Source organism: Lonsdalea britannica, assembly GCF_002111595.1.
In the GTDB taxonomy this organism is placed as follows: Bacteria; Pseudomonadota; Gammaproteobacteria; order Enterobacterales; family Enterobacteriaceae; genus Lonsdalea; species Lonsdalea britannica.
The window spans coordinates 13,181-30,314 of the sequence record NZ_LUTN01000018.1 but is presented as its reverse complement, the minus strand read 5'-3'; the positions used below and the strand labels follow the sequence as shown (position 1 = coordinate 30,314).

The 17,134-nt window shown below is 60.5% G+C and carries 7 protein-coding genes and 4 pseudogenes; 1 reads left to right on the top strand and 10 read right to left on the bottom strand.

All coding sequences use genetic code 11. The features are described from left to right. Positions 1–101: 101 nt before the first annotated feature. Positions 102–876, bottom strand: a pseudogene (locus AU509_RS14295) (HNH endonuclease). A gap of 151 nt (positions 877–1,027) precedes the next feature. Between AU509_RS14295 and AU509_RS14290 the strand changes: the two are divergent. Beyond that, positions 1,028–2,139: pseudogene (locus AU509_RS14290) on the top strand (DUF1615 domain-containing protein). A gap of 216 nt (positions 2,140–2,355) precedes the next feature. Here the strand turns inward: AU509_RS14290 and AU509_RS14285 are convergent. The 9 genes and pseudogenes from AU509_RS14285 to tssK form a co-directional block, all read right to left on the bottom strand. Further along, positions 2,356–3,735, bottom strand: coding sequence for a tetratricopeptide repeat protein (locus tag AU509_RS14285; RefSeq protein WP_244201010.1), 1,380 nt, complete (start codon positions 3,733–3,735; stop codon positions 2,356–2,358). An 83-nt stretch (positions 3,736–3,818) separates the two neighbouring features. After that, the gene (locus AU509_RS14280) at positions 3,819–5,234 is read right to left on the bottom strand and encodes a VasL domain-containing protein (RefSeq protein ID WP_094118684.1); all 1,416 of its coding nucleotides are present in this window, start codon (positions 5,232–5,234) and stop codon (positions 3,819–3,821) included. A 45-nt stretch (positions 5,235–5,279) separates the two neighbouring features. Then, entirely contained in the window at positions 5,280–8,783 is a 3,504-nt protein-coding gene (tssM, locus tag AU509_RS14275; RefSeq protein WP_094118656.1) for a type VI secretion system membrane subunit TssM, read from the bottom strand. 24 nt (positions 8,784–8,807) lie between these two features. Beyond that, entirely contained in the window at positions 8,808–10,214 is a 1,407-nt protein-coding gene (tssA, locus tag AU509_RS14270) for a type VI secretion system protein TssA (RefSeq protein ID WP_457920374.1), read from the bottom strand. A gap of 11 nt (positions 10,215–10,225) precedes the next feature. Further along, a complete protein-coding gene (gene vasI / locus AU509_RS14265; protein ID WP_085652797.1) occupies positions 10,226–10,813 on the bottom strand; it encodes a type VI secretion system-associated protein VasI in 588 nt (195 codons plus the stop codon). Then, positions 10,813–12,350, bottom strand: a pseudogene (locus AU509_RS14260) (sigma-54 interaction domain-containing protein). Before AU509_RS14260 ends, vasI begins: the two are co-directional and overlap by 1 nt. 2 nt (positions 12,351–12,352) lie before the next feature. After that, positions 12,353–14,985: pseudogene (gene tssH, locus AU509_RS14255) on the bottom strand (type VI secretion system ATPase TssH). Positions 14,986–15,001: 16 nt separating this feature from the next. Continuing rightward, complete coding sequence (gene icmH, locus AU509_RS14250; RefSeq protein ID WP_085652794.1) at positions 15,002–15,778, bottom strand: type IVB secretion system protein IcmH/DotU; 777 nt, start codon at positions 15,776–15,778, stop codon at positions 15,002–15,004. A gap of 19 nt (positions 15,779–15,797) precedes the next feature. Next, complete coding sequence (gene tssK, locus AU509_RS14245) at positions 15,798–17,132, bottom strand: type VI secretion system baseplate subunit TssK (RefSeq protein ID WP_085652793.1); 1,335 nt, start codon at positions 17,130–17,132, stop codon at positions 15,798–15,800. Positions 17,133–17,134 lie beyond the last annotated feature (2 nt).

The window sequence follows — 17,134 nt, the reverse complement described above, 5'->3', positions numbered from 1 at the left end:
GATTATACATAATGCCCGGCGCAGGCCACAGTACCCACTCATCTCACTGCCGCCCAGTCGAGCCCCCCCTTTATAGAGCGACTTCGACCCGCTCCTTAGAATTATCCCTTCGCCTGAAAGATATGCTGGCGATGGTAGGCCATTTGCGCCATGTCCGGCGGGAATTCACTCGGAAGACGGAGAGACTGCCCCTCGTACTGTGCGAAGTAGATCTCGCTGACCGGGCTTTTTTAGTTTTTTGATTCGGGGAGAAAGCTGTAGCTCTAATGCCTCGTTAAAGGTGATCAGCCCGGTATCGAAGGCTTTGTCGTGCAGATTGGACAGGCACAGGCCGTTGCTGGGATTCAACCGGTGCTCCTCCGCCGTTTTCCACGGTCGAATATGGCTGGCCACCAGCAGCATCGGTTCGTCCAGACCGGTGACGCAACAGCGTTCGCCGTAAGCCCCGAGCACACGCTTGCGGAACAGCTGTTGGCCGATGCGCGTTTTCACTGACGTCAAACGCTCCCCACCGCGAAAATCTTCCGCCGCTTCTACTTCCTGCGCCTGTGAGGTGATCGTCGGCGAAGTGAGACTCGCCACGGCCTGCTCACACTGCTGTTCGAAACGCACCGGATCGCCGTTCATCTCCTGCCACAGCGCACGGTCGGCCTTGGATGCCCCGCGCAGGCCGGTCCGTCCGGAGTCGATGATAAAGGGATCGAGACTCGCCAGATTGACCAGCTTCATCGCCAACGCCGAAGGGGTCCGATTCAGCAGGGCGGCGTAACGGATAATGTCCGGATTGCGCGAATGCAGCTTGCCGAACGGCAATTGACTATACAGCGTGAAGGCGACCAGCAGTTGGTCCCGAGTCCAGGGTTGGGTAGCAGCCATGGGCATTCCATCAGATCGTGAGTGTATGAAGTTACGCGTAACGCCAACTATGCCAGGCCGAACGAAAAAAAGCATGCGTGCGTCGCGCTGGATCATCGCCGCCCGCTGCGCTAACGTCATGTCAGCCCTTTAGCCGCTAACCCGAGATAACATGCCGAATCTGCACCGTTTTTCGTTTCGTTCCCCACTGCATATGCTGGGCCTGCTCGCCGTACTGGCGCTGGCGGGCTGCGCCGAGAAAGTCGCCAAAACGCCTGCGCCGCGTCCGGCGGATATCCGTGCGCAGCTGCTGACGCTGATGCCTCCCAACGTGAGCGATCGACAGGCTGGGCGGAAGATACCGCCGCCGCCTTCACCGCGCAGCAGCTTGACCCAAGCCCGGAAAACCTGTGTTCCGTTATCGCCGTCACCGAACAGGAATCGACGTTCAAAGCCGACCCACAGGTGCCCGGCTTATCAAAAATCGCCTGGCAGGAGATTAACCGTCGCGCCGAACCGCTGCATATTCCGGCGTTCCTGGTGCGCACGGCGCTGTCGATCACCTCGCCCAATGGCAAAACCTATAGCGAGCGTTTGGACAAAGTCCGCAGCGAGAAAGAGCTGAGCGCGATCTTTGACGACTTCATCGACATGGTGCCAATGGGGCAGCAGCTGTTTGGCCGTCTCAACCCGGTACGCACCGGCGGGCCGATGCAGGTCAGCATCGCGTTCGCCGAGGCCCACGCCAACGGCTACCCCTATCCCATCGACGGCACCGTGCGTCGGGAAGTCTTCAGCCGTCGCGGAGGCATGTACTTCGGCATCATGCATTTGCTGGGCTATCCCGCCAGCTACACGCAGTCGATTTATCGCTTCGCCGACTTTAACGCAGGCTGGTATGCCAGTCGCAACGCGGCGTTTCAACAGGTGGTGAGCCGCCTGAGCGGCATTTCGCTGGCGCGGGATGGCGATCTGATTAACTACGGGTCAAACAAGGCCGGCGCCACCGAACTGGCGGTGCGCTCCCTCGGGAAACGCCTGAAACTGAGCGACAGCGCGATCCGCCGAGATCTGGAGAAAGGCGATACCGCGGCCTTCGAAAAAACCGACCTTTACCGAAACGTCTATGCGCTGGCGGATCGCTCGGCGAGCGGCAAAGCGCCGCGTGAAATGCTGCCGGGGATCTCGCTGGAAAGCCCCAAGATCACCCGTAAACTGACCACGGCATGGTTCGCCAAACGGGTGGATGAGCGACGCCAGCAGTGTCTGCGTCGGGTGAAGTGAGTCCGGAAACGGCCCGGATGGGTTGAATGGGGAAGCGATATTCACGACAGAGGCCGACGTTGCAGCATAGGCTATCCGGCTCAGAATACGCTCGCTCCGGGGAGTCATCGGTTATCGCGACACAGAGCCGCCATCGGTTTTAATGCATGACGAAAAACGCGCCGCCCCCGGCTTTGCCGGGGACTGACGCGCTGTCGTTCACATCGTGAGGAAAGATTACTGGTTGTCCTGCTCGCGGGTCATGCCTTTGCCGGAGGACCAGTGCATCGCCAGCTTCTGCGCCGCCTTCACCTCATCCGGCTGCATCCCCTCTTCGAGCGCGTTACGGGCATTCATCGCGTTCACCATGCCTTCAGTCGCCGCCAGCGAGAACCAGGCGTAAGCATGAATACGGTTGCGCGGCACGCCCAGTCCTTCCTGTCGCATCGTGCCCATACGGTACTGCGCCATGCGGTTGTTGGCGGCAGACGCCTGCCGATACTGCTTCACAGCCTCGGTGTAGTCCTCTTTGCCGCCCAATCCCAGACGCAGCATCTCGCCATAAGCGAGCTGCGCCTGTACGTCGCCCTGCGCCGCCGCTTTAGCGAATTCGGCGCGAGCATGCACAAGATCCCCCGACTGCTGGTAGTAAAGACCCAGCTCATACTGCGCTTTCAGGAAACCTTTAGACGAGGCGATCTGGAAGTACTTCACTTTTTGGTCCGCATTCGGCGACAGAACGCCAAGCTGGTAGTTGGCTTCCGCCGAGCCGCCCGCCGCCGCCTTTTGCAGCAACGTTTCTCCCCGCGCTTTATCAAGCGGCAATTTATCGCCGGTCAAATACGCCATGCCCAACCACAGCTGAGCCTGCGGTTCGCCGCCCTCCGCGGACTTGCGATACCACTCGATCGACTCCTGGCCTTGCGTGTGTTGCGCCATCCAGCACTGCGCCTGCGGCTGTCCTGCCTGCGCCGCTTTGTAGTACCCGCGCTCAGCCATGTCGCCGCGCTGCGTCACGCCCTGCCCTTTCTCATAGCGTTGCGCCAGCTGATACTGCGCGTCCCGGTTGCCCTGTTCGGCCGAACGTTCGAACCAGCGGATCGCCTCTTTGGCGGAGTCCGGATGCGCCGCGTACCACTCCGCCATCTCAAGCTGAGCTCCCGCATGACGCTGACCGGCGGCCGCTTCAAACTCGTCCATACATTCCGGCGCCAGCTTGTTTTGATGCCGTAATTTGCACTGCATCCCCAGACGATAGTTGGCCTCGCTATTGCCGAAATACGCCGATTTGTGCCACCAGCGTTCGGCCAACGGAATATTTTTGGGTTCGCCCAGTCCCTGCTGATACCAGTCGGCGACCTGTAGCGCCGCCGTCCCGCGCAGGTCGCTGCTCGCGCTCAGTCGCCCCTCCTGCTCCGCCGCCTTCTGCATCCAGCGCATCGCAGCCGGATAGTCCGGTTTGGCGGCCAGTCGTCTCGCCAGCTGATATTGCGCCGTCCCGTTGCCCTCGGAGGCGACGCGCGTCAGGTCTTGCTCGGACAGCGACGACACCGGGGTGCCGCACGCCGTAAGACACCCTGCCGTCAGGAGTAGAACCGCTGTTTTACGCATCATCATTTCGCTTTTACCGTCAATAGATCGCCGCGCCCGGCGTCCGCCACGCGGTACGCAAGAGACGCGGCCTCAATGCCTGTGGGCCGTCAGCTGCCCGTATTTTTCTGCTTGAGTTTGAATAGCCGGATACTCAGCGCATCCAGCTCATTTTCCATCCGCTCCAGCTCGCCGGGATTGACCGTGCCTCGTTCCGCTTTCTGGGTTTCCAGCTGCTTCAGCCTCAGGGTGAACGGCGTACCGGAAAGCAGGTTTTTCTGGATCTCGTAAAACTGGGATTTCAGGTAGGAGATGCTGACCGTTTTACGCTGCTGCTCCAGTTCCTGCAGCTGCTTCAGCATACCGTCCACGCGAGCCTGAGCGTCCAGATAGGCGGGTGACGACGCCGGGACGTCCTGACGCAACGTGAGCGACTCCTGCCACTGACGTCCCATCTCTTTGACGGCCAGCGAGTCGGGATAAAGCATCTGTAACGAGTTTTTCAGGTTCTCGCCGTATTGATAGACCGAGAGCGGCGAGGCATGTTTGATCTGATCCAGCTGGGCCTGATAACGCGCGATGACCCGCCCTTCCATTCCCTGTAACGTCTGTTCGCCCAGCGAGATGCGCACCTGGCGGATATCGTTGTAATCGAGGATGTTTGGCAACGCCTGAGCAGGCTGCATCAGCAGCTCGACCGCAGCGTTTTTACGCTCCTGCATCACGTGCCAGCCAAAGACCGCCGCAACGGGCAGCGCACAGCTCAGCAGCCCGCAGGCAAACCAGAACCACGCCGGTTTATGCTTGCGTCGCGCTTCGATCTTCAGCACGGTCGGTTTGACCTCGCCTTTTTCTCTCCCGACCAGAATGCTGCCGGTCGGCAGCGCCTGCTGATCGCCTGCGTTCGTCGAGCCATCGCCGTCCGACTTGAAGTACACCATCGGCGGGATCTGCATGTCCTGCTTTCTGATCTCCTGATCGTCGGAGACGATCACGATCTCCGTCTCATCGAACAAATGGGTATAGCCCTCGATGAAGTGAACCAGATTTTCGATACGCGGAACGCGGCTCAGACCAACGTTGTGCAGCTTCTCGCTGATCAGCTGTAGCGAACGTTCGCAGCGATAAATCAGCCGACGATCTTCCTGACTGATGGCATAACCCCGGATCACATCGCTGACGCGGGCGATAAACCAGTCGATCATTTCGATGCGAGCGCGATCCTGATGCACCGGCGGCCAAAAGTTGTCCCACTGGGTCACAATCAGGTTGGCGAGAAACTCGCAGCCTTCGGTAAAACCATTCAGCCCCTGCAACCGTGACCGCGCGAGGACGAAATACACGGCGGTCTGCAAATCCACGCCGTGCTTTTCAAAAATGATACCCGCCATTCGATGGATTAAGGCCCAGTCGACTTCCGGCCGGGATGCGTGGCTCAGCTTATTGATTTCGATGCGTAATGTTTCGTATTCGGGCAGCATTCGCGGATCGCGACCGACCGTCAGAGCCTGCTGTGCGTCTTGCATAGTGATGAAATCCATTCAACGGGGGCGCCAGCGCCCCCTCAAACATTAATACAGTGATTCAGGCAGTTGGAACTGGCTGAACAGACCACCGGCGAACGGGTTATGGCTGGCGTCGGTGTAAACGCGATAGGACATCGTTCCCTGATCGACGGCGAACTGCACGTCGAACGTGTTGTCGTTGACCTGCCTCAACTCGCCCGTATTGATCAGGCGGAACATCGCCCACGGTCCGATATAGCTCAGGCTACGAGGCGAACGTTCGCGGTTGTCCGGCACCAGCGTGATTTTGCTTTCCGCACCGTCGCGCATGTTGTTCGGCCAGACCAGCGGCGTTTTCTGACGACGGCCGTGGGAGTACTCCAACAGCTGTCCGTCGAGATTCAGTACGCTGCGACGTTTGTTCGCGGTCAACTCGATAGGCTCCAGCACGAAGTGCACCTCCAGCCCGCCCTGCGCATTGAACAGGGTTTTGCGGATGCGATCGGCGCGCTCCAACTGCTTGACCAGCTCGGTCTGCAAGGTCGTGTTCACGTCGCCGCTTCCCTGTCCTTCGTTCAGGATGGACTTCAGGTTAGCCTGATAGAAGCTGTCCAGCGTGCCGCCGGGAGCAAAGAAGCGCTCCATTTCCGACAGCGCCACATCCTTGTCGGACTCAGGATTGAACGGGTAGCGATCCGCCAGCTGATCGTTGAACGGCGTCACCACTTTGTCCTGCCATTCCTGATTCAGCGAAGACATCGCCAGATCCATCACCAGATGCGAACTCTGCTCGGCGATCTGCCCGACCCAGCGATCCAGCGGCGTCGGCAGGCTGCGCGCGTACTGTTGCAGAGCGAAGGCCGGATCGGCGAAGCGGTTGGTCTGACGCAGCTGCATCGCCTTGAGCGCCGCCTGACCCGGATCGCCCGCATTCACGATCTGCTCCAGACTGTGGTAGAACTCCGTCAGCTTCTGATTCACTTCCTGGATCAAGGCGACCTGATCGCCACGACCGCTCAACGTCGAGTTGGTAGTCATAAACGTACGGCTAATACGCGCATTCATGACCTGCGCCGGATCGTGGTCGTTATCCGACAGCTTGCGGGCGCGGGTATTGTCGTTCAGTGCCGCGATCACGCGTTGGAAAGGCTGATCGTTACCGGTGATGGCCGTCAGCACATCCAGCGCCTGCTCCGGCGTTTCCAGCGGCTGCACGTCCAGACCCGCCAGCACTTTCTGCCACTGGTTGACGTAGTCGGTGATATAGCGATCGTTGACCTGACGCTGGATCTCCCTGCGGTCTTCGTCGCTCAGATAGACTTTCTCACGCTGGCCCAGCACCCACGCATCCAGCGCGGCCAGATCGAACAGCGTCTTATCCTGTTTGACGAAATATTCGCTGAAGCCCGCATTGGTCAGCAGCCGCGGCACCGCGCCCGCTTTGTCATTGCGCAGCGTGAAGACGGTATCGAACACCGGCCCGACTTCATCGCGCATCATCATATCCGGCGGCAGCACGTCGACCGATTTGGTCACCAAACTCTGGTAGATGCGTTGGAACATCGGCAGTTTACTCAGCTCGCGCTGCGCGTCGGCGATAGGCATCCGGAACGGTTCGAAGGCGGCGATCGCCTGCGCATCTTTCTGCTGACGGGCCTGATGCCAGTCGGTGTGCTCCAGCGCATAGTCCAGGTGCTGCATCAGATGTTCCTGCACCTTGCCCTGACCGGGGAACGCCCGCTGCCAACGCTGTCCCATGTACTGCTCGACCACCGATTTGTTGCGGCCGGACGCATCATCGATCATCCGCATAATGCGCAGGATCGCCAGCTTCTGCTCGCTGCCTTTGGGAGCCTGATTCAGATCGTCCTGCAATCCCTGCATGACCGCCGGCAGGAAACGCTGGCTCAGGAGTTGCAGATAGGTGCCTTCTACGAAAGGACCGATCTTATCGCCCTGATACAGCCCCATTTCCGACAGTACCGGCGTTTTCTCGCGATAGTCACCGAACGACAGCGTGGCTTCGCGAATCAGGTTAAGACGCGGCAGTTGTCCAAAACCGAAGCTTTGGTTCTGCTGTCCCGCCAGCTCGGTGGTGTCCGTAAACGCCTGCGCCTTGTTCAGCACATTGCGCCCGGCTTCTTCGTTCAGCCGATAGTAGTGATGCCAGCCAATCACCAGCAGCGCGGCGAGTACGCCCATGCACCCCATACCGATGCCGATACGGCGGCGGCGATAAAGGCTGTGCAGGCGGTTTTCCCCGGCCAGATGCGCTTCGGGGAAGATGACGCCGGAGAACAGGCGTTTCACGAAGAAGGTGTTGGATTCGCCTTTCAGAGCGGAATTGACCGGCTCCGGCAGCTGATAGCGGAAGGTCGCCGCCTGCGCGAAGGCATCGAACGGCACGCCCTGCTGATAAACGGAACACGCGTAAACGCCGCGCACCAACAGCGGTTTGTACTCTTCCGGCGTAATCGCGTCGGCAAGGATCTCTTCGACGTAGTCTTTCAACCCGGCCAGCTGACGCGTGAAGCTGAACAGCGCGCTGCGTTGTTCGCTGGTGAGATTGGAGAGCATGTTGTCAGGCAGATTGTCGTTCAGCGCGGACACCCATTTGTCCCAGAACGCATCCAGCTCTTCCTGCCAGCCTTTACCGGCGCTGCCTTTCAGATCGAAGGTCACCCCGAGGATGGACTGACGCGTTTCCTTATCCAACTGACGGTAGGCGATGTCAAAGCCGCGCAGCATATCCAGCTTGGTGAGCGCGACATAGATCGGCAGCCGGGTATTCAGCGTGGTGGCGATTTCCTGAATGCGTCCGCGGATCAGCTGCGCGTAGGCTTTACGTTCCGGCACGCTGGCATGCGACAGCCAGGCCAGATCCAGCGTCAGCACCAGACCGTTCAGCGGCTGACGCTTACGATTTTCGCTCAGCCATTTCAGCAAATGCGTCCACAGACGTTCATGTTTGCGTTCGACCGGTGCCAGATCGGGATTCGACGGCGCCATCATCTGACCATCGGGATCGAAGATAATCGCGCTTTCGCCTACCCAGCAGTCCACTTCCTGACCCGCGGCGAAGTCTCGCAGTTCGGCATCCAGATGCGGGTTGAGCTTGTTCGCCTCGTTGGCGCGGTGAATCAGGCTGCTTTTACCGCTGCCCGGCAGACCGATCGTCAGGTACCACGGCATCTTGTAGAGAATGCCCGCCCCCAGATGTTCGCGCAGCGCCAGCAGCCAGCGATCCAGAAACGCCTGCTGTTTGTCGACGAAGATCTGTTGAGGATCGTGTTCGGCGATCTTCTGTTTTTGTTGCTCCGCCCGGATATGGCGTACGCGACGCCACAGCCGCCAGGCGCTGATGCTGAAACCCAGCCAGAGCCACAATAGCGTGAAGACGATGCGTGACCAGATCGTATCCAGCGGCCGCGTGTCGAATACATGCAGTCGCGGGCCAAGCCACCAGGCCAGCGCCAACACGACAATCCAGAGCACGATCCCCAGCATGACCCAGGAGAGCTTTAGCTTCGGCAGCTGTTGCCGCAAAAAGGTAATGATTGTTTTAAACATAAGTGACCATTCACTCCGAATGTCTTATTTTGACCACGAGGTTGCAAAGCGCTCAAGGCGGCTAACCAGTCCCGGCTCCCACTGCGACAGTCCCAATCGCTGGGTTTCTTGCCACAAAGCGTGGTAATGCTGTGTTGCTAACGTCTTCATTCCTTCCTCCGCCAGCAGATCCGCTAAGATCAGCTGGGCGTAAAAGCGGCCTCGGGGCTCTTTCATCTTGGCCATTTTCTTATCCAGCAACGTCATGGCGGCATTCAGGCCTTTTTCCGCCCGACATTTCGCCGCCTCGCTCGCCAGATCGTCGGACTGCCCGGACGACTCGCTGTTCGCCTGCCCGGCATCCACCCATTCCCGGCAGGCGTCGGTCAGGAACGGCGTACCATCGTTGAACGTGAGTTCGCGCAGAGTCGGCAAACGCGTCAGAAAGGCATGCAGCTCATCGGCGATGGCCGAGGCCGCCGCGTGACAGCCGAGCTGAGCGGCGATCTGCGCCGACAACATGTGCCCTTCAAACCAGTACGGCGCCAAGACCAGACTCTGCTCGACGCGCGCCCACAGCGCGTTGTCCGCCTGCCCCATTGCCGCCTTATAGTCGTCCACCATATCCGCCGACATGGGGGCCAGCTGCGTGGCATTGCCTTTCGACGTCAACGGCGGCGTGGTGATGCCGGACCAGATGGCGTGACGGCGCAGACGGTATCCCACCGGGGTATCCGCTTGCTGTTCCACCAACAGTTCCGCCACCTTGAGCTGCGTTTGCCGCCAGGCGCGATCGTCCGAGTGGTTGATGTCCACCGACGGCTTCGGCTCCGCCTGACTGGACGAAGACGATGCAACGCTGGCGGTCGCCTGCGCGCGCGGCGGCGGCTCATTCGCCTTGACCTGCTCAGCGCGACGGCTCTGAGCGCGGCGCAGACTGACCGTCAAATCGTCAAACAGCGCGTTGCCCGGCGCGACGGCGGACCAGCGCTGAGCGAACTGCTCCGACAGCGTCGACAGCTGGCTTAACTCGGCGACCGAGGCACTTTCGGCGACGCGCGGCAGCACGCTGTCGAAACGCTTGGCGGCCTGCGTCATCAACCGGGTTTTCTGCAACGTGTTCTGCGGCCAAGCCGTCGTCCAGTAAACATTCACCCAGTCGTCCAGCAGCATCAATGCCGTCGCGAACGGCGTCGCTTTCGCCGGATGCTGTAAACAGCGCAGCAGCTGGACGAGAACGCGCATGTCTTTGGTCCGCGTTTCGAGCAGCGTGAGGCACTGCTCCGCCACCGCGTTAATATCCACCTGGCTGTGGGCAAGCGAGCCCAGCTTCACCATCTCGGTTTCGACGTCTTCCCAGAGAGGATCGTCCGCCGGAACCGCGCCGCTGACCCGGTCTACCGGCAGAGGCGTCAGCAGCCGCTGACACGAGGGATGAGAGTGGATTGCCATGACCTGTTCTCCTACCACCGACATTGCTGACGTAGCGGCTTCAGGGCGTCGCCCAGACCGGAGAGATCGACCTGCACCGTTCTGCCGCGATCGTCCGACAACAGCAGCTCGCGATGGCCGATCCAGCGTTTAAGCTCTTCGATGGCAGGCAGACCGCGACCGAACTCCAGCAGCATCCCACGGTTGCGGACAAACCAGTTGTCCGCCGTCGGTTCGCCGTCGATGCGCGCCTGAATTTGCTCTCCCGGCCACGCGTTATCGAGCTGTAAGCGCAAATGCGTAATGGCGCTGGAGCAGGAGATGGTCAACGTGCCGCCCTCAACGGCGCGGCGCGTCAGCGTCTGACTGTCCGAGGCCTCGTCACGATTCAGAACAAACCCGTCGCGACCCGCGTTATTCGCGCCAAGAGTGTGCCAGTCCGCCGCCGGACGCTCAGACGCGCCGGAAGACGGGGCCGACGTTCTGCCGATGGCGTCGTAGCAGGCCAACCTCACCTGCGGCACGGTTTCCTGACTGCACTGCTGCAACAACCGCTCCCAGTGGGGATCGGGCGCGGTCGTCGCCGACACCAGCAGCGGCAACAGGGATAAAATACTCATCAATTCACCTCCAGCTTCTGGCACTTGTGGTCCAACGTCCGCTTTGGAATGTTGAGACTTTCCGCTACCAGTAAGCGATTTCCCTGGAAATAGCGCATACGCTCGGCGATCACCGCCGCTTCATACTGCTGCGTAGCCAGACGCAAATCCCGGATATGGTTGTAGCCGTCTTCCAACACGATGCGCGCGTTGTCGAGGCGCGTTTTCAGCTCCGGGGGCAACACGTCCAGCGTAATTGCCTGTCCCGCCGGGGTATTGGCGCAGGCGACTTCCAGCAGGTTCTTGAGTTCGCGAACGTTGCCGGGGAAGTCATAATCGATCAGGTGTTTGAGAACGATGCGCGGCAGCGCGCTGAACGTTTTGCCTTCCTGACGACCGAACTGCGCAATGAAATGATCGCAGAGCAGCGCGATGTCATCCGGCCGTTCCCGCAGCGGAGAAACCTGGATCGCGCACTGGCAGAGGCGGTGATACAGATCCTGCCGAAAGCGCCCTTCGCTGACATACTGCTCCAGCGGCTGATGCGTCGCCGCAATGATGCGAAAGTCGGAGTGGCACTCTTTATCGCCGCCCAGCGGCCGGAAGGCATGCGTTTCCAGCACGCGCAGCAGCTTGGCCTGCATGATCATCGGCATGTCGCCGACCTCATCCAGGAACAGCGTCCCGCCGTTGGCCTGCGCCACCAACCCGTCTTTATTACTCTGCGCGCCGGAAAAAGCCCCTTTCTGGTAGCCGAACAGCTCGCTTTCAATCAGATTTTCGGGGATCGCGGCGCAGTTGATAGCGATAAACGGTTTGTCAGCGCGAACCGAACACTGATGCAGCAGACGCGCCACCACATCTTTACCCGCGCCGGTTTCGCCCTGGATCAGCACCGACAGATGGTGATGCGCGGCCTGAGCAATCTGCTGATGCAGCCGTCGGATCGCCGTCGACTGACCAATAAGCGAGGTTTCCAGCAGCTTATCTTGCTGTCGCTGAAGCTCCCCTTCCCCTTTGATCTGACGCAGTGAGTCGCGCAGCACGGTCTGCTCGCGGCGGCTGCGGCCCAAATCCCGCAACAGAGCAAGCTGATGCGTGAAAATGCGCGCCAGCAGCGGCAGTTCATCTTTCTCATGCCACTCCCGCAGCCTGGCGCCGCTGTCGAACAGCGCCAGAACGCCGACGGATTTGCCGTTCTCGCCGTTGACCGGCAAGGCGTGCAGACCGCACTGCGCCCCGCTTCCGCCAGCAGTCCGCGAAACGCCGCGTGCTCGACGCGCGCGCCGCCATACAGAGAGTCCCAGGTTCTCACCTGGTTTTTGTGCAGCACGTAGGCCAGGGGATGGCTGAAGTCACCGACATCCAGCGTCAACGACACCGGTTTGCCGTGAATCCATCCCTCGCAGGTTAACTGCCGCCCGCTGATATCCACCAATCCCAGAAGAGCGCCGCTCGGCTGCCAGCGATCCCGCAGGGTCTCCAGCAACCAGTCGCAGAGTTCGGCCTCATCGCGAGGCCGGGTCAGCGAAAGCGCGAATTCGAGGGCTTGCTGCATAGTCAGCCCTCCACCTCTGAAACAAACTGGCCGTCATTCACGCTGAAGCGGATGCGCGCAATGGCATCGCCTGCGGAGATACGTTGCAGCAGTTGCAACGATACCGGCGGCAACAGGTGACCGTCGATCACGGACTCCAGCATGCGCGCGCCGTTTTCGCTGCGGTTAGCCAACCGCAAGATCTCTACCGGCACGTCGTCGTCGATCACCACGTCGGCGCCGAAGCGCGCTTTCAGCAGATTGACCAGACGCGACAGCTTGCCGTGGACGATATCGACCAGCGTATCCTGCGCCAGCGGCAGGTAAGGAATGACTTCCATACGCGCCAGCAGCGCCGGTTTGAAGAAGCCCGCCAGTTCGGGATAGAGCGCATCCAGCAGATCGTCCTGCCGGTCGGCGTAATCCACGATGGTCTGGAAGCCCAGGTTGGACGTCAGGAAGAAGACGACGTTCTTACAGTCGATCAGCCGACCTTCGCCATCCGCCAGCTCCCCTTTGTCGAAGGCTGATAGAACAGGTTCAACACGTCAGGATGCGCTTTTTCGACTTCGTCCAGCAGCACGACCGAGTACGGTTTCTGGCGGATGGCTTCCGTCAGAATGCCGCCTTCGCCGAAGCCAACGTAGCCCGGAGGCGAGCCGATCAGGCGAGACACGGTGTGTTTCTCCTGATATTCCGACATGTTGATGGTGGTCAGATAGTTGCGCCCGCCGAACATGAGGTCGGCGATCTGCAAGACGGTTTCGGTCTTGCCGACGCCGCTCGGGCCGACCAACAGGAACGCGCCCAGCGGACGGCCGGGACGACGCAAATCCGCACGCGCGGTCAGCAGATGTTTGTGCAACTGGGCAATGGCCAGATCCTGCCCTTTGATATTCGCGCCGAGGTGCGTCGGCAGCTGGGTGACGACATCCAGTTCGCCCTGCGAAATACGGTTCAGCGGTACGCCGGTCCATTCGGCGATCACGGCGGCGACCTGTGATTTATCGACATGCGCGGAGACCAGAATGGCGTCTTCCTGCAAGGCGGCCAGCGCCTGTTCGCGCTCGGCCAGACGCTGCGCGGCATCCGCCAGCGACAGGGTTTCCTCGCCCAGCGTCACTTCATCCGCCAGCTCGTCGGCCAACAGCGCCGCGCGCAGTTCGATCACCTGACTCACCAACGCCTGCTGAGCTTGCCAGTCGGTATTCGCCGCAGTCAGCGACGCTTCATCGTCCTGTTGAGCCTCGCGCAGCGACGCCAGTCGCTCTGCGTTGTCGCCCAGACCGATACGGGTCTGCCGCTCAAGCTGAAGAATTTCCTGCTCGCGCTGGTGCAACTGATTCTGCAAATGGCTGATAGCGCGCGGCGGCGTGGTCAGGTTGATGGCGACGCGCGCGCAGGCGGTATCCAGCACGTCGATGGCTTTATCCGGCAGCTGACGACCCGAGATATAGCGCTCAGACAGCTGAGCGGCGGCATGCAGCGCCGCTTCGTCGATCAGAACGCCGTGCGCTTTCTCATAAATGCTGCGCAGACCGCGCAGGATCACGGTGGCTTCTTCCGCGTTCGGCTCGCCCACTTTGACCATCTGGAAACGGCGCGACAGCGCGGCGTCCTTTTCGACGTATTTTTTGTATTCGCTCCAGGTCGTTGCCGCGATGGTGCGCAGTTCGCCGCGCGCCAGCGCCGGTTTGATCAGGTTGGACACGTCCAGCCCGCCCGCCTGATTGCCCGCGCCGATCAGCGTGTGAGCTTCGTCAATGAACAGAATGATCGGCTGAGGCGAGGTTTTCACCTCCTGCATCACGCCTTTGAATCGTTTTTCGAACTCGCCTTTCACGGCGGCGCCCGCCTGCATCGCGCCTAAATCCAGCGATAGCAGCTCGACGTTGCGCATTTTCTCAGGCACCTGATCCGCCACGATGCGCAGCGCCAGACCTTCGATCAGCGCGCTTTTACCGACGCCCGCTTCCCCCACCACGATGGGGTTGTTTTTGCGACGGCGCGACAGGATATCGATCATCAGATCGATCTCTTTATCGCGGCACAGCACCGGGTCCAGTTTGCCCGCGCGGGCCTGTTCGGTGACGTTGTCGGTAAAGCGAGCCAGCAGCGACGCATCACCCTGAGGCGCAGATGCCGCGCCTCCCGCGGTGCCGCCGGTCGTCGACGACACGTCCGTTTCCGCAGAGTCTTTCACCCACTCGTCGAACTGCTGACGCAGCAGTTCCCGGTTGACCTTCGCCAGCGATCGCGTGACCGCACCGGCGAGGTAGCGATTGGGGGTCATCAGCAGGACCAGCAGCAGCACGCCGCTGCGCAGCGTCGCGTGTTGCATCTCGGCGGACGCCAGCAGCCAGCTGTCCTGCAGCCACTCAATCAGCAGCGGCGAGAACGAGGGATAGCCCTGATCGTACTCTTTATCGACGCCGGACGGCTGGAGCAGCTGCGTCAGCTCATCCACATCCACCTCGGCGCGCTTGAGGATCTGGCGCATATCGCTGAGCGGCGTGTCCAACATTTTCAGCAGCAGGTGCTCGACCCGGATTTCCGCGCCCTGGCAATTCACACACAGGGCCGCAGCCTCTTCCAGCATGTGTCGACAAATCGGATTGAGCCGTTCAACCAACACCGGCAGTTCTATTCGAATCAACGTGTGATCTCCTATCTTATTGTAATAATTCCCCCAGCTGACGAAGCACGTCCTGGGTCTGATTGCTGAGTTGATAGTGATAAAGACCGAAGATCGCCGCTAACACCCCGCTGACGCATAGGAACAGCGTGAAGAGCGAAATCTGCCTGCGCATCCGGTAGCCGGACGCCTGCTGGCCCAGATCGAGATGGAATACGGACGGCGTTTCTGTCGGTTCCGGATGCAGAATTTTGTGCAGTTTGCGAACAATCGCTTCGAATTCGTCGCGGCCCTGCGTCATTACGCGGTAGCGGCCCTCGAATCCCAGGCACAGACAGAGATAGATGAACTCCAGAATGTCCCGATAATGGACCGGATCGGTTTGTAGCTTGCCAAGCAGCACAAACACCTTCTCTCCGCCCCAGGTTTCGTTGTGGAAACGGGTCAGCAGGGAATGTTCCGACCATACGCTCTGGCTGCCCCACTCGCGGCCCATGACGGCCTCATCGATATAGGTGCAGAGAATGTAGCGAAACGACAAAATGACGCCGTTTTCATAGCCGTGCGTGATCAGTTCCTGCTCGATAGCCTGAATTTCCGACACCACTTTCTGATACAGCTCGGGCACCTGGTCGTACGCCGACAGATGTCGCACGCGTTCCACCATGCCCAGCAGCGGCGTCACGGCGTCAATCATGGGGTTGATGCTCTGGCCGCGTAGCCGAAACCAATAGTCTGAGTCCATATCCAGCTGTTGGGCGTGGTCGTACAGTAGGTCGCCCAGCAGCTCATTGCGGATAACATCGATCGTCATCTAGCTCTTCCCCCGGTAATTAGCTACGAATAGCCCAAAGCTGCATATCCAGATCCGGGAAATCCCCGGCAATATGAAACGCCAGCGTGTTGTCGCCCACCAGCATCTGCCAGGCGGCGCTCTGCCGATCCAGCTGGAAATAGCTGTAGCCGGCGTGGTAAGGCAGCTGACGCGGCGCGACCGGCAGCGGCAGCAGCGGCACGCCCGGCAGCTGCAGGCTGATCAGTTCGCGGATCTTGTCGCTGGACGCCACTTTGGTCTGCTGCAACAGCTGTTTGCGCAGCTGCTCCTGCGGCATTCTGGCGCGTACCGCCAGGACGAAGTCGGCGCTGGCCATCAGCTCGCTGTCGCCGACCATCGCGATCATCACGCCGTACTGATGCTTACGCAGCTGTAGCGAAACGGCGCGCGGCGACAGCACGGTGCTCAGCGCCTGACGGAACGCCATCATCAGCGGCTCAAAGCTGCTCTGCTGGTCATCGTGGCGATAGGCGGGAAATTCCGGCGGCAGGCGGGATTCGTCCGTGAACGTCATCAGTTCGCCGCAGACCTGTACCAGCGCTTCATGCAGACGCTCCGGATGCAGCGTGCCCATTCGCGCCAGATGCGACAGCAGCGGCTGCGCACGGTTGAGCAACTGCAACATCATGAATTCGGCGACGTCGGCGACGCCCTGCTGTCCCGGCGCGGCGATGCGCTGCGCCAGACTGCGGGCGCGCTCGGCCACCAGCCCGGCGGACTCGCCGAGAAAGCGTTTGAGCGTCGGGATCGCGGAGATGCTGATGCTGCACGGCATGAAGTTCGGGTCTAGCACCAGGCCGCCGTCCGGACGTTTATCCAGAATCTGGGCGATAGCCAGCGAGGCGTAGGCGCTGCGGTCGTCGCGTTCCAGCATCAGGCGCAGGCTGACCTGCCCCACTTCCAGCGACACCACATCGCCGCCTTCGCTGTGCAGATCGCGCACGTCGTGGCGGTGCGCATGCAGACGCGTCGCGACCTGTTGACCGCCGTGGTTCACCTCGCTCACGCCGCTGACGGACAGCGGGATCGCCAGATAGACCTTCTGGTTGACGACCGACGCATCGGTGATCTCCAGCGGCTGCGGCAACGCATCATCGCTCGGAATATTAAAGACGGTGCCGTCCGGCATAATCCCGGTGGCGGACACCAGCGCGATACGCCCGAAGTTCAGATACTCTTCGTTGATGGTCAGCGACTGTAGGCCATAGAAAAAATCGCCCATCGCGCTCAGGCGAGCATGCAGGGTGTAATCCGTATGCCTTTGCTGCTGTTGAAAATGCTGAGGTTTGATGAATAAACCTTCACGCCAAATAATCCGATTTCGGCTCGACATAG

Excerpts from the sequence above, each read along its gene's own strand:
- AU509_RS14285 (WP_244201010.1), bottom strand. The coding sequence starts at position 3,735 with ATGATGATGCGTAAAACAGCGGTTCTACTCCTGACGGCAGGGTGTCTT.
- AU509_RS14280 (WP_094118684.1), bottom strand. The coding sequence starts at position 5,234 with ATGCAAGACGCACAGCAGGCTCTGACGGTCGGTCGCGATCCGCGAATG.
- tssM (WP_094118656.1), bottom strand. The coding sequence starts at position 8,783 with ATGTTTAAAACAATCATTACCTTTTTGCGGCAACAGCTGCCGAAGCTA.
- tssA (WP_457920374.1), bottom strand. The coding sequence starts at position 10,214 with ATGGCAATCCACTCTCATCCCTCGTGTCAGCGGCTGCTGACGCCTCTG.
- vasI (WP_085652797.1), bottom strand. The coding sequence starts at position 10,813 with ATGAGTATTTTATCCCTGTTGCCGCTGCTGGTGTCGGCGACGACCGCG.
- icmH (WP_085652794.1), bottom strand. The coding sequence starts at position 15,778 with ATGACGATCGATGTTATCCGCAATGAGCTGCTGGGCGACCTACTGTAC.
- tssK (WP_085652793.1), bottom strand. The coding sequence starts at position 17,132 with ATGTCGAGCCGAAATCGGATTATTTGGCGTGAAGGTTTATTCATCAAA.